This window comes from Enterobacter cloacae complex sp. P2B, assembly GCF_014895985.1.
Classification (GTDB): Bacteria; Pseudomonadota; Gammaproteobacteria; order Enterobacterales; family Enterobacteriaceae; genus Enterobacter; species Enterobacter bugandensis.
Genome location: NZ_JADBQQ010000007.1, coordinates 119,334 through 132,125 on the forward strand (window position 1 = coordinate 119,334; position 12,792 = coordinate 132,125).

A 12,792-nucleotide genomic window follows, 5' to 3' on the forward strand; every position below is an offset into this window, starting at 1 on the left:
AAGCCTTTATAAGCTTGCCTAAGAAACATTGCCGCCATGAAGTTTATCATTAAATTGTTCCCTGAAATCACCATCAAAAGCCAATCTGTGCGTTTGCGCTTTATTAAAATTCTCACCGGGAACATTCGTAACGTATTAAAACACTACGACGAAACGCTCGCCGTAGTGCGTCACTGGGACCACGTTGAAGTCCGCGCGAAAGACGAAAGCAAACGCCTTGATATTCGCGACGCGCTGACCCGTATTCCAGGTATTCACCATATTCTGGAAGTGGAAGACGTTCCGTTCAGCGATATGCACGATATCTTCGAAAAGGCGCTGGTACAGTACCGCGATCAGATCGAAGGCAAAACCTTCTGCGTGCGCGTGAAGCGTCGCGGTAAGCACGAGTTTAGCTCGATTGAAGTCGAGCGCTACGTCGGCGGCGGTCTGAACCAGCACGTTGAGACGGCGCGCGTGCGCCTGACTAACCCGGACGTCACCGTTAACCTTGAGATCGAGAACGATCGTCTGCTGCTGGTTAAGGGCCGTTATGAAGGTATTGGCGGTTTCCCGATCGGCACGCAGGAAGATGTGCTGTCGCTGATCTCGGGCGGCTTCGACTCCGGCGTCTCCAGCTACATGCTGATGCGTCGCGGTTGCCGCGTGCACTACTGCTTCTTCAACCTGGGCGGCGCGGCGCATGAAATTGGCGTTCGTCAGGTGGCGCATTACCTGTGGAACCGCTTCGGCAGTTCCCACCGCGTGCGTTTTGTGGCGATCAACTTTGAGCCGGTAGTGGGCGAAATCCTTGAAAAAGTGGATGACGGCCAGATGGGCGTGATCCTCAAACGTATGATGGTGCGCGCGGCGTCCAAAGTCGCCGAGCGCTACGGCGTGCAGGCGCTGGTCACCGGCGAAGCGCTGGGCCAGGTCTCCAGCCAGACGCTGACCAACCTGCGTCTGATCGACAACGTATCAGATACGCTGATCCTGCGTCCGCTGATCTCCCACGATAAAGAGCACATCATCGACCTGGCGCGTGAAATCGGCACCGAAGACTTTGCCCGCACCATGCCGGAATACTGCGGCGTGATCTCAAAAAGCCCGACCGTCAAGGCAGTGAAGGCGAAGATCGAAGCGGAAGAAGAGAACTTCGATTTCAGCATCCTGGAAAGAGTGGTGGCAGAAGCGTCCAACATCGACATCCGCGAGATTGCCCAGCAGACCGAGCAGGAAGTGGTTGAAGTGGAAACCGTGAGCGGTTTCGGTGCGAACGATGCGATTCTGGATATCCGCTCCATTGACGAGCAAGATGACAAGCCGCTTAAGGTGGAAGGCGTAGAGGTGGTTTCTCTGCCGTTCTACAAGCTGAGCACTAAGTTTGGCGACCTCGATCAGAGCAAAACGTATCTGCTGTGGTGTGAGCGCGGGGTGATGAGCCGCCTGCAGGCGCTGTACCTGCGCGAGCAGGGATTCGCGAATGTGAAGGTGTATCGTCCGTAGCGTGCGGCCTGGTGCCCTCACATTAAAAACGGCAACCAAAGGTTGCCGTTTTGCTTTTACCTAGCGCCACCCGGCTTTTTTTATGCACTACTCTTCATAGTAATTATAAATCCCCGCCGGCATCACCAGCGACGACGCCACTTCGTAGGCCTTCTCCCGCCCGACCAGCAGATCAATAATCTTTAAGCCAAAATCAATCGCGGTGCCGGGTCCCTGGCTGGTCAGCAGGTTGACGCGCGGATCCCAGACGACGCGTTTATCCACCCAATGCTCCTCCGGGATCGTATCCTTAAGCCCCGGGAAGCCGGTCATATTGCCGATGGGGAAGATGTCGTGCGGAATCAGAACTGTTCCAGCGGCGGCACAGATTGCCGCGACGATGCGGCCGGACAGATGAAACTGACGCACGGTCTCGACCAACAGCGGGCTGTCGCGGAAACATTCCGCGCCTTTTAAGCCGCCGGGCAGGACGATGATGTCGTAATCGCCGTCAGCAACCTGGACAAGCGGTGCGTCTGCCAGGATTTTCACCCCTCGTGAACAGGTGATTGCCAGATTGCCGTCGCTGGCTACGCTGGCGGTTGTTACCTTAATGCCGCCACGTACCAGTAAATCAATAGTAGTGACCGCTTCCATCTCTTCGCTACCAGGAGCGAGGCAAATCAGTGCCGACGCGCTCATATTCATTCTCCTTACGTTTAACCAGGTCATACAGACGGGCGTTTTCCGGCACGGCGATGCCGTGCGAGCGGGCGCGCTTTAGCAGATAGCCGGTAATGTAATCTATCTCCGTATGGCGTAATGCCCGAACGTCCTGCAGCATCGAGGAGATGTTCTCAGCCGTACTCTCAATAACCTGCTCGACATAACAGCGTAAATCCTCTGCTGAGGTGTGCAGGCCTTCTCGCTCAATGACCGACGCGACTTCTGCACACAGGGACGCCACCTCCTGCGGATGGTTTTTCAGTTCCCCGTTCGGGCAGTTCCACAGCGCCGTCAGCGGATTGATCACGCAGTTTACGGCCAGCTTGCGCCACAGCTGAGGGCGGATGTTGTTGTGCCAGGCGACGTCCGGCAAGACCTTTTGCAGAACATCGGCCAGATAGCTGTAGTCGCCATCCTGTGTTCTGGCCGGGCCGATGTGCGTCACGCCGCTGGCGACATGCACGATAATAGTCCCGTCGCGACGCGCAGCGTGGGTGGTGGTCGCCATTAGCAGAGGCTGCGGGACGCTTTTCAGCTCATCAAGGGTTCCCATACCGTTATGCAGCAGCAGAATGGGGGACGTGGGGGGGAGCTGCGCGGCCAGAGTCTTAACCGCATCTGAGACCTGCCACGCCTTGAGCGTCACCAGCAACAGGTCGCTTTGCGCCAGGAAATCAGGATCGTTCGCGGTGAGGGATTCGTTAAAAATGCTTCCGTCTTCACCAATCAGGTTGACACTGCAATAGGGCTGGGGCACGCGCAGCCAGCCCTGAACCTCATGTCCGTGCTTGCACAGCGCGGTCAGCCACAGCTGGCCGAGCGCTCCGCATCCGAGCACCGTAATTTTCATTGTTCCTCCTCACCTGCAACTGCGCCAGGTGTTACAGCTTAATTATACAGCTAAGCTTCTGTTGAGTTATGCCTCGTAGCGGGTATTATGCAACGCAACAAAAGTGAAGGGAGAAGAAAAGATGCCATCTTTCGATATTGTTTCCGAAGTTGATATCCAGGAAGTTCGCAACGGCGTTGAGAACGCAACCCGCGAAGTTGAGTCACGTTTCGATTTTCGCGGCGTTGAGGCGTCGTTTGAGCTGAACGACGCAAATAAGACCATTAAGGTGCTGAGCGAGTCTGATTTCCAGGTGAATCAGCTGCTCGACATTCTGCGCGCCAAGCTGTTAAAACGCGGCATCGAAGGAACGTCTCTGGACGTGCCGGACGAGTTTGTCCACAGCGGTAAGAACTGGTTTGTAGAAGCCAAACTGAAGCAGGGCATCGAGAGTGCGGTGCAGAAGAAGATCGTTAAGCTGATTAAAGACAGCAAGCTGAAGGTGCAGGCGCAGATCCAGGGCGAAGAGATTCGCGTCACCGGAAAATCCCGCGACGACCTGCAGTCCGTGATGGCGCTGGTGCGCGGTGGGGATTTGGGACAGCCGTTCCAGTTTAAAAACTTCCGCGATTAAGACAAAAAAAGCCCGGTTCAACCGGGCTTTTTTCACGCTTTAAGCGCCTGCTCCACCTCAAAGCGGTTCGTCACTTTGCTGTCAATTTTGACATAAGCACTGCGCTCTTCGGGAACAATCAGCACCTCTGTGACCCCTTCTTTTCCTTCCAGACGCTGCTTCAGCGCGTCGCTAATCTCCACGTCATCCGGGATTTCTACCCGCAGGCTGCTCACGTAGCGAGGCTCTTTCATGGTGCTGGCGACCAGCAGCCAGACTGTTGCCAGCAGCGCGCCCGCGAGAAACACGGTTTGTGAATCAAACAGGCCGTCGACCCAGCCGCCAAGCGAGCCGCCGATCGCCACGCCGAGGAACTGGCTGGTGGAGTAAATGCCCATTGCCGTGCCTTTGTAACCGGCGGGGGACTCTTTGCTGATCAGCGACGGCAGCAGGGCTTCCATCAGGTTAAACGCCAGAAAGAACAGCTGCACGCCTGCGATCAGCTCCCAGAAGTGCGGACCAGCGCCCCAGAGCACAATCTCGGCAATCAGCAGTAACGCCACGCAGCCCACGAAGACGCGTTTCATTTTGCGCTTCACTTCGGCGTAAATAATAAAGGGCACAACGGAGACAAACGAAATCAGCATTGTGACCAGATAAATTTTCCAGTGCTCGGCCGCTGGGAAACCTGCTGCGGCAAGCTGGCCGGGCAGGGCGACGAAGGTGGACATCAGCAGAATATGCAGGCACATAATGCCGAAGTTAAGCTTTAGCAGACGCGGCTCGGCGATGACTTTGCTAAAGCAGCCTTTAACCATCCCGGATTCACGGTTAAGGACATGATTTTTACTGTCTGGCACAACCCACAGGGTGAGTGCGATCCCGATGGTCGCCAGCACCGCAATCATCCAGAACAGGGCATGCAGACCCAGTTTGTGCGTAATGATGGGACCGAGCACCATAGCAATCGCAAACGTCACGCCAAAGCTCACGCCGATGAACGCCATCGCTTTGGTGCGGTTTTGCTCACGGGTTAAATCTGACAGCAGCGCCATCACCGCAGCGGCAATCGCACCGGAGCCCTGCAGGGCGCGGCCCAAAATAATGCCCCAGATGGAGTGGGAGAGGGCGGCAATAACGCTCCCGAGCACAAAGATCAGCAGCCCGCCGACAATCAGCGGCTTGCGACCCACCCGATCAGAGAGCAGGCCAAAGGGGATCTGGAAAATTGCCTGCGCCAGGCCGTAGATACCGATCGCCAGACCAATCAGCGCTTCGCTGGCACCCTGTAACGCCATGCCGTACGTGGTCAGAACGGGCAGGACCATAAACATGCCAAGCATCCGCAGCGAGAAAACAGTCCCTAAACCCCAGGTCGCACGCAGCTCGCCCGGCGTCATTTTATAATCGTTCATTACCACCTCAGTTCAAAAGCAGGCCATAGTGTAGTGCGGGGAAGGGGCGGGGTAAATAAAGGCTTATTTAACAAATATTACATGCGTAATTAATAGATTTCGTGAATAAAAAAGGGTGCCGAAGCACCCTTTTCATCATCACATAAACTTACCAGACGTAAGTCAGCAGGTTTTGCGAGTCCGGCACCATGAAGTCTACGGACATCATCACGGACAGGGAGGTGATGGCGACAATCGAGAACACAAACAGCTTGCGCGCCCAGACTTTGTCATCTTCCACCTTGTAGCCGCGCAGGGCCATGCCGAGCCACCAGACGCTCACCGCGGCCGCTACCACCAGATATTTATATCCGGCGTAACCGCCCAGAGAGAGCATCAGCGTTGCCACGGCAAAAGCGATGATGTAGAGCGTGATGTGGTTCTTGGCAACTGAAATGCCCTTCACGACCGGCAAAACCGGAATGTTCGCTGCCTGATAATCCTTGAAGCGGAAAATCGCGATGGCATAGGAGTGCGGCATCTGCCACAGGCTAAAGATAGCCAGCAGGATCAGCGCACCGCTGTCGAACTCGTTCGTGACGGCGCAGTAGCCAATCACCGGCGGCGCAGCGCCGGAAAGAGAACCAATCAGCGTGCCATAGACGGAGTGACGCTTCATATACAGGCTGTAGACGCCTACATACACCACGAACCCCATCACCCCCAGCCAGCAGGCCAGCGGGTTAGCACCAAACCACAGCAGCATAAAGCCAGCAATACCCAGCAAGGTGGCGTACACCAGCGAGACGGAAGGGGCAATCAGGCCTTTAACCAGCACCCGATTCTTGGTCCTTTCCATCTTCTTGTCGATATCCATGTCGATGTAGTTGTTAAATACACAACCGGACGCAACCACCAGTGACACACCGACCAGCGTGTAAATAAAGAGGGTGTAATCAATGCTGCCTTTAGAGGCCAGCAGGAACCCTCCGATTACGGAGATCAGGTTGCCAAAGATGATGCCTGGTTTCGTGACTTGCAGGTATTGCTTAAACATACTCGCCGCTCTTAGTGAACCATCATGTTGTAGTTGAGGTTCCACATAATCCAGATGGAACCGACTACCAGGATAGCGATGATAATCACGGTAAAGATAAAGGCAGTCATATTCCAGCCTTCATCGGACTTGGTGTTCATGTGCAGGAAGCAAACCAGATGCACCAGAATCTGAATCACCGCGGTCACCAGGATTGCTCCCAGGATAACCGGCTTGGACGCAGAACCGCTCATCACCATCCAGAACGGGATCACCGTCAGGATGATCGACAGGATGAAACCTGTCATGTAGGTTTTTACGCTGCCGTGGGAAGCGCCATGATCGTTAGAATGACTCATTACATCGCCCCCATCAGATAGACAACAGAGAACACGCAGATCCATACCACGTCCAGGAAGTGCCAGAACAGGCTCAGGCACATGATACGGGTACGGTTAGTGCTGGTCAGGCCGCGGCGGGAGATCTGGAACATCAGTACTGCCATCCAGATCAGACCCGAGGTCACGTGCAGACCGTGGGTACCCACCAGCGCGAAGAACGCGGACAGGAAGCCACTGCGATCCGGACCGAAGCCTTCCATAATCAGGTGGTGGAATTCATAGATTTCCATCCCGATAAAGCCAGCACCAAACAGCCAGGTCAACGCCAGCCAGGAGACAACCTGGCTCTTGTTGTTTTTGTACATGGCGATAGCCGCCATGCCGTAGGTGATGGAGCTGAATAACAGCAGTGCGGTTTCAACCAGAACGAACGGCAGTTCAAAAATGTCCTTGCCGGTCGGGCCGCCCGCTGTGCCGTTCACCAGAACGGCATAGGTCGCGAACAGACAGCAGAACAGAATGCAGTCGCTCATCAGGTAGATCCAGAAACCGAAGACTTTGGTCGGTCCTGTATCATGGTGCGCATGTTCATGCGCGTGGGCAGTTGAGTGCGCCAGAGTATCAGTTGCCATTTTTCAGCCCCGCTTTAGAAATCTCGTCGAAATGCTGATTTTCCAGCTTTTCAACTTCACGGACTGGTACGTAGTAGTCCACGTCCTCGTCAAAGCTCTTCACAATCCAGCTGATTACGATGCCAGCGAAGCCAACAATCGCCATCCACCAGATGTGCCAGATCATTGCGAAACCAAATACCGTTGCGAAAGCGGCAATCACGATGCCCGCAGCGCTGTTTTTCGGCATATGGATCTCTTCGTAATGCTCAGGTTGCTTGTACGCTTCACCTTTTTCTTTCATTTCCCAGAATGCGTCACGCTCGTGAATGTGCGGCACTACGGCAAAGTTATAGAACGGTGGTGGAGAAGAGGTTGCCCACTCCAGCGTACGGCCACCCCATGGGTCACCGGTCAGGTCGCGGTTCAGGTTACGGTCGCGGATGGACACGTAGTACTGAATCAGCTGGCACAGAATACCGCAGGCAATCAGCGCTGCACCGCCCGCTGCAACCATCAGCATTGGGTGGAACTGCGGATCGATCTGCTGGCTCAGACGACGGGTCATACCCATGAAGCCCAGCACGTACAGCGGCATAAACGCCACGAAGAAGCCAATGATCCAGAACCAGAACGCGCGTTTACCCCAGGTTTCGTTCAGCGTGAAGCCAAACGCCTTAGGCCACCAGTAAGTCACACCTGCGAAGCAGCCGAAGACCACGCCGCCGATAATAACGTTATGGAAGTGCGCAATCAGGAACAGGCTGTTGTGCAGAACGAAGTCAGCACCTGGCACCGCCAGCAGTACGCCGGTCATCCCACCTACGGAGAAGGTCACGATGAAGCCGATGGTCCACAGCATTGCTGAGTGGAACACGATACGGCCCTGGTACATGGTGAACAGCCAGTTGAAGATCTTCACCCCGGTAGGGATGGCAATAATCATGGTGGTGATACCGAAGAAGGCGTTTACGTTCGCGCCCGCACCCATGGTAAAGAAGTGGTGCAGCCAAACGATGAACGACAGAACGGTAATACACACGGTTGCCCACACCAGAGAGGTGTAACCAAACAGACGCTTACGCGAGAAGGTTGCCGCGATTTCGGAGAACACACCGAAGACAGGCAGAACCAGAATGTACACTTCCGGGTGACCCCAGGCCCAAATCAGGTTGATGTACATCATCATGTTGCCACCCATATCATTCGTGAAGAAATGGGTGCCCAGGTAGCGGTCCAGGGTCAGCAGCGCGATGGTGACGGTCAGAATTGGGAACGACGCGATAATCAGTACGTTGGCGCACAGAGATGCCCAGGTAAATACTGGCATCTTGAACATCGTCATACCTGGTGCACGCATCTTCAGGATGGTCACGAAGAAGTTGATACCGGTCAGGGTAGTACCGACACCGGAGAGCTGAAGCGCCCAAATCCAGTAGTCAACGCCTACACCCGGACTGTACTCAATTCCCGAAAGCGGCGGGTAAGCCAGCCAGCCGGTCTGTGCAAATTCGCCCACGCCCAGTGACAGGTTAACCAGGATAACGCCGACAACCGTGAACCAGAAGCTCAGGTTGTTCAGGAACGGGAACGCTACGTCGCGCGCGCCAATTTGCAGCGGAACGACAACGTTCATCAGACCGATTACCAGCGGCATCGCCACGAAGAAGATCATGATAACGCCGTGGGCGGTAAAGATCTGATCGTAGTGGTGCGGTGGCAGGAAGCCGGCTTCGCCCGCAGACGCGAGTGCCTGCTGGCTACGCATCATGATTGCATCCGCAAAGCCACGAATTAACATGACGATACCGACGATGCAGTACATGATACCGAGTTTTTTGTGGTCAACCGAAGTCAGCCACTCATTCCACAGGTAGCTCCACTTACCGAAGTAAGTGATCAGGCCAACTAAGGCCGCGCCACCAATGATAATTGCAGCCACCGTAACCATGATAATCGGTTCATGGTAGGGCACTGCATCCAGTGTCAATTTTCCGAACATTTTCTTCCTCGGCCCCTTAGTGAGCGATTTCCGCGTGGCTCATGTCCATGCCTTCCATACCTTCGTGCGCGCTGTGCTCGCCTTCTGGCTGGGTCATGTCCATGCTCTTGCCGTGATCCATAAATTTGCCAATAACGTCTTTGAACAAATCTGGTTTCACGTTAGAGAAGTACTCCACCTTGTTGTATTCGCTAGGTGCAGCCACTTTTTCGAACGCCGCCATGTCAGACATGGTGTTTGGAGACTGCTTCGCTTTTTCAACCCACTGGTCGAAAGCGGCACGGTCCGGCGTCGCAATAGCTTTGAACTTCATACCTGAGAAGCCCGGGCCGCTATAGCTGGCGGAGATACCATCGTAGGTGCCTGCTTCATTCGCGATCAGATGCAGGTTCGTCTGCATACCGGCCATCGCGTAAATCTGGCTACCCAGACGCGGGATGAAGAAGGAGTTCATTACGGAGTTGGAGGTCACTTTGAACTGAACCGGAGTGTTCGCCGGGAAGGCGATTTCATTCACGGTAGCAATGCCCTGCTCTGGATAGATGAAGAACCATTTCCAGTCCATGGAGACCACTTCAATGGTAATAGGTTTTTCATCGTGAACCAGCGGCTTGCTTGGCTCAAGTGCGTGAGTGGTTTTCCAGGTCAGCACGGCAAGGAACAGGATGATCAGGATAGGTACCGTCCAGACCACAGCTTCAACTTTGTTGGAGTGTGACCAGTTCGGGCTATACTTCGCATCTTTATTGCTCGCACGATACTTCCAGGCGAAACCAACAGCCATCAAAATGGCAGGAATAACCACAATCAACATCAGGCCAAAAGCCGTCAATATCAGTGAACGTTGTTCCAGTCCAATCTGTCCTTTGGGGTCTAGTAGTGCAGAATCACAGCCACTGAGTAATACAGTACCTGCGAATAATGACAACCATCCCAAACTTTTATTGTATTTCCTGAGTCTCATTTAACGACCTCAATTCCACGGGAGTCTGGTGGCGTTTAAAGTGTGCGGGCATTTTACGGGAAGGTTACATTACTGTAAACATCATTAGGCCTGTGTCAGGAAGGTGTTACCGGGTTCTGCCGCACGTGTCACAAGTGTTGCAGATTATGTCGGTTTTTATGACCGAAGCCGCATGATATGGGCTTTATAACGAAAGGACCCCCAAGCATACCCTAAAAGGGGCAATTGGTATAACCATTGTTAAAAATATACAAAAAATTAACAATTAATTATCAATAAAAAGACATCTAAAAAACGAAAAATCAAACTTTCCAATGCTGAATCGTTTAATGAAAAATAGCGTTTTGGAATTGGCTCCAATAATTTCCAAATCCTATCCCGCACAAAACAACAAATATTTTTTTAGCGGCTGTTGGCTATTTCACCGTTATAATTTCGGTTAGTGATTACAACGGGAAATAACCTTTCACTTTTTCTTCAGGTCATCTGCGTTTTACGCAATGCCATAAAATCGAGCAGACCGCCCGTCAGGATCCCGGCGATGGCCAGCAGGGCTCCTGCGTCCAGCAGAAGAGCTTCGAGGGGGAGCGCCAGAGACGTACTGGCGTTAACGATAAGTACCACAAGCCATAGCGCCAGCGCGCCGCAGCCCGCCATTAGCAGACGTAACGCAAATCGGTAGGCGCGGTGATATTCAGTACGCGGCATAAAGTGTTCGGTCCGCTGGGTATATTCCAGCGTCTGGCGACACACCAGCAATAATAAAATCCCCGGCACGGCAGCCGCGACCGAGAAGAGATAAAACGTTGGCCAGCCGTGGGCTTCTACAAACCAGCCGGCAATCGGACCTACGTACACGCGGCCAACGGCCGAGAGCGCCGAGAGCAGCGCAAACTGCGTGGCGGAAAACGATTTATTGCACAGAGTCATCAGCAGGGCGACAAACGCCGCCGTCCCCATGCCGCCACAGAGATTTTCAAAGAACACCGCCGCGGCCATGCTGAACATATGCTTGTCAGTCACCGACAGCAGCCAGTAGCCCGCGTTAGATGCGCCCTGCAGGATGCCGAAGATCAGCAGCGCGCGGAACAGCGTCAGGCGCTGCATCAATACGCCGCCATAAAGCGCACCGACGATGGTCGCAAACAGCCCCAGCGTTTTATTCACCACGCCCACTTCACCGGCATCAAAACCGACGCCGCGGATCAGGAAGGTGGTGGTCAGGCTCATGGCAAAGGCATCGCCCAGCTTATAAAGGACGATGAGCAGCAGGATCAGCCAGGCATTGTTGCGGCCAAAAAAGTCACGCAGCGGTTCGGCCACGGCCTGTTCCAGAGAGCGGGGAACCGGAATGACGTCGCTCGGTTCGGGTGCAAATAGCGTAGCGATAATGCAGGGGATGAGCAGGGCAGCCATCAGCCAGTACATACCCTGCCAGCCGAGATAACGGTCGGCCAGCCACAACGCCAGCCCGCCGGAGACCAGCATCCCGAGGCGATAGCCCAGCACGCTGATCGCCGCACCGGCCCCGCGCTCTTCCGCAGGTAACACGTCCGTCTTCCAGGCGTCGAACACGATGTCCTGAGAGGCGGAACAGAAGGCTATCACCACCGCAAGCGCGGCCATCCAGCGGAGCTGTGTGGTCGGCTCAAGAAAGCCCATCGCCGCAATCGCCAGCAGCAGCAGGACCTGTGTCATCACTAACCAGCCGCGACGACGCCCCAGAAACGGCGGCGTATAGCGATCCATCACCGGCGACCACAGGAACTTAAAGACATACGCCTGACCGACAAGCGAGAAGAAACCAATGGTTTTGAGATCGATGTTCTCAACCGTCATCCACGCCTGAAGCGTGCCGGAGGTGAGCGCGAGGGGTAAACCGGAGGCAAAGCCGAGGATCAGCAGAATCGCTGATTTCGGTTGCTGGAAAATGCGTAAGTAGTGACTGGACATGTTCTTATGAACTGACCCGGTGAAGCACCGGGTCAGTGAGCAGGATTAACGTGCGTTCTGCTTGATAAAGTCGTGAATGCTGGTGTCCTGCGCCATATCGGCGATGGTGTCCGTCAGCACGCTGTTAACGGCGTTAGCAATATTCTTGTTAGAGGCCTGGAACGCGCCTTCAACAGAGTAGCTGGCGCGGTAGTTTTTGGTCATCTTGTTGCCGTTCTTCGCGGTGGCAATGATGGCGATATCCGCTTTGGTCGCAATGTTGTAGCGCACGTTGCCCTGAGAGACGTCTGCGTACAGGTTGTTGACGATAATCTGCAGATCAACCGCGCCGCTTGGGCCAATCATGTAGCCGCGAGCGGTCATTTGCTTCTCAAGCACTTCCTGCAGCAGGAAGCGCAGGTCGCGGGACGCGGTCAGCGTCACCTGCTGGTTGTCGCGGGTCACTTTTGCCAGCGCCTGGTCCTGACGCTGATCGGCACCGTTAATGCTCACGGTGACGCCCATCAGGCTTGGGTCCTGCTGAGGCAGGGTGATTTTTGGTGAGACATCAATAGTGGTAGGCGGAGTCGCACAGCCTGCCAGCATAAAAAGGGCTACCAACGGAAAGAAGAGTTTTTTAAACATTTTCAGGTTCTCAACGAATCGTAAGCATTAAAGAGAGAAAAATTGCCGCCATCATATCATCGACTACGGCCAGGGGAAGTGGTCAACGCATGTAAATTCATCGTCTTGTCTGAAAACTGACCAGCTCATCCTTTTTCTCCTCCCGCCAGAGACGACAGGTATGAGTCTCACAGTGAACTTCATGCATTTGAATGAGAAAATCAGACGAAAGCTAAATATTTGTTGTCAAGGTGTA

General features: G+C 54.3%; 12 protein-coding genes. 2 read left to right on the forward strand and 10 right to left on the reverse strand.

Annotated features, from left to right (window positions below; all coding sequences use genetic code 11):
* The first annotated feature begins 36 nt into the window (after window positions 1–36).
* The gene (gene thiI / locus IM313_RS06920; protein ID WP_045259896.1) at window positions 37–1,485 is read left to right on the forward strand and encodes a tRNA uracil 4-sulfurtransferase ThiI; all 1,449 of its coding nucleotides are present in this window, start codon (window positions 37–39) and stop codon (window positions 1,483–1,485) included.
* 87 nt (window positions 1,486–1,572) lie between these two features.
* Here thiI and yajL read toward each other — a convergent pair whose 3' ends face one another.
* Together yajL and panE are read right to left on the reverse strand one after the other, a co-directional pair.
* Window positions 1,573–2,166 (reverse strand): protein deglycase YajL, encoded by a 594-nt coding sequence (yajL, locus tag IM313_RS06925; protein ID WP_045259897.1) that lies wholly within the window; start codon window positions 2,164–2,166, stop codon window positions 1,573–1,575.
* A complete protein-coding gene (panE, locus tag IM313_RS06930; RefSeq protein ID WP_192971483.1) occupies window positions 2,129–3,040 on the reverse strand; it encodes a 2-dehydropantoate 2-reductase in 912 nt (303 codons plus the stop codon). The genes yajL and panE overlap by 38 nt, the downstream gene beginning before the upstream one ends.
* A 121-nt stretch (window positions 3,041–3,161) precedes the next feature.
* Here panE and IM313_RS06935 point away from each other — a divergent pair, with 121 nt between their 5' ends.
* Window positions 3,162–3,653, forward strand: coding sequence for a YajQ family cyclic di-GMP-binding protein (locus IM313_RS06935; protein WP_023293165.1), 492 nt, complete (start codon window positions 3,162–3,164; stop codon window positions 3,651–3,653).
* A 32-nt stretch (window positions 3,654–3,685) separates the two neighbouring features.
* Here IM313_RS06935 and IM313_RS06940 read toward each other — a convergent pair whose 3' ends face one another.
* The 8 genes from IM313_RS06940 to IM313_RS06975 all read right to left on the reverse strand — a co-directional run bounded on the left by IM313_RS06940 (window position 3,686) and on the right by IM313_RS06975 (window position 12,557).
* Window positions 3,686–5,047, reverse strand: coding sequence for an MFS transporter (locus IM313_RS06940; RefSeq protein WP_192971482.1), 1,362 nt, complete (start codon window positions 5,045–5,047; stop codon window positions 3,686–3,688).
* 148 nt (window positions 5,048–5,195) lie between these two features.
* Window positions 5,196–6,083 (reverse strand): heme o synthase, encoded by an 888-nt coding sequence (cyoE, locus tag IM313_RS06945; RefSeq protein WP_003859062.1) that lies wholly within the window; start codon window positions 6,081–6,083, stop codon window positions 5,196–5,198.
* Between the two features lie 11 nt (window positions 6,084–6,094).
* Entirely contained in the window at window positions 6,095–6,421 is a 327-nt protein-coding gene (locus IM313_RS06950; RefSeq protein ID WP_006176899.1) for a cytochrome o ubiquinol oxidase subunit IV, read from the reverse strand.
* Window positions 6,421–7,035, reverse strand: a complete 615-nt coding sequence (locus IM313_RS06955; RefSeq protein ID WP_003859057.1) for a cytochrome o ubiquinol oxidase subunit III — start codon at window positions 7,033–7,035, stop codon at window positions 6,421–6,423. The genes IM313_RS06950 and IM313_RS06955 overlap by 1 nt, the downstream gene beginning before the upstream one ends.
* A complete protein-coding gene (gene cyoB / locus IM313_RS06960; protein WP_028012157.1) occupies window positions 7,025–9,016 on the reverse strand; it encodes a cytochrome o ubiquinol oxidase subunit I in 1,992 nt (663 codons plus the stop codon). The genes IM313_RS06955 and cyoB overlap by 11 nt, the downstream gene beginning before the upstream one ends.
* Before the next feature lie 16 nt (window positions 9,017–9,032).
* The gene (cyoA, locus tag IM313_RS06965; RefSeq protein ID WP_192971481.1) at window positions 9,033–9,980 is read right to left on the reverse strand and encodes a cytochrome o ubiquinol oxidase subunit II; all 948 of its coding nucleotides are present in this window, start codon (window positions 9,978–9,980) and stop codon (window positions 9,033–9,035) included.
* A gap of 477 nt (window positions 9,981–10,457) precedes the next feature.
* Window positions 10,458–11,933 carry a muropeptide MFS transporter AmpG gene (gene ampG, locus IM313_RS06970; protein WP_028012159.1) on the reverse strand — a complete coding sequence of 492 codons (1,476 nt, stop codon included), beginning with the start codon at window positions 11,931–11,933 and terminating at the stop codon, window positions 10,458–10,460.
* 45 nt (window positions 11,934–11,978) lie between these two features.
* The gene (locus IM313_RS06975; protein WP_028012160.1) at window positions 11,979–12,557 is read right to left on the reverse strand and encodes a lipoprotein; all 579 of its coding nucleotides are present in this window, start codon (window positions 12,555–12,557) and stop codon (window positions 11,979–11,981) included.
* Between the last annotated feature and the right edge of the window lie 235 nt (window positions 12,558–12,792).

What these genes read in the sequence shown, in the direction of transcription:
- thiI (WP_045259896.1), top strand. Translation starts at nt 37, where the DNA reads ATGAAGTTTATCATTAAATTGTTCCCTGAAATCACCATCAAAAGCCAA.
- yajL (WP_045259897.1), bottom strand. Translation starts at nt 2,166, where the DNA reads ATGAGCGCGTCGGCACTGATTTGCCTCGCTCCTGGTAGCGAAGAGATG.
- panE (WP_192971483.1), bottom strand. Translation starts at nt 3,040, where the DNA reads ATGAAAATTACGGTGCTCGGATGCGGAGCGCTCGGCCAGCTGTGGCTG.
- IM313_RS06935 (WP_023293165.1), top strand. Translation starts at nt 3,162, where the DNA reads ATGCCATCTTTCGATATTGTTTCCGAAGTTGATATCCAGGAAGTTCGC.
- IM313_RS06940 (WP_192971482.1), bottom strand. Translation starts at nt 5,047, where the DNA reads ATGAACGATTATAAAATGACGCCGGGCGAGCTGCGTGCGACCTGGGGT.
- cyoE (WP_003859062.1), bottom strand. Translation starts at nt 6,083, where the DNA reads ATGTTTAAGCAATACCTGCAAGTCACGAAACCAGGCATCATCTTTGGC.
- IM313_RS06950 (WP_006176899.1), bottom strand. Translation starts at nt 6,421, where the DNA reads ATGAGTCATTCTAACGATCATGGCGCTTCCCACGGCAGCGTAAAAACC.
- IM313_RS06955 (WP_003859057.1), bottom strand. Translation starts at nt 7,035, where the DNA reads ATGGCAACTGATACTCTGGCGCACTCAACTGCCCACGCGCATGAACAT.
- cyoB (WP_028012157.1), bottom strand. Translation starts at nt 9,016, where the DNA reads ATGTTCGGAAAATTGACACTGGATGCAGTGCCCTACCATGAACCGATT.
- cyoA (WP_192971481.1), bottom strand. Translation starts at nt 9,980, where the DNA reads ATGAGACTCAGGAAATACAATAAAAGTTTGGGATGGTTGTCATTATTC.
- ampG (WP_028012159.1), bottom strand. Translation starts at nt 11,933, where the DNA reads ATGTCCAGTCACTACTTACGCATTTTCCAGCAACCGAAATCAGCGATT.
- IM313_RS06975 (WP_028012160.1), bottom strand. Translation starts at nt 12,557, where the DNA reads ATGTTTAAAAAACTCTTCTTTCCGTTGGTAGCCCTTTTTATGCTGGCA.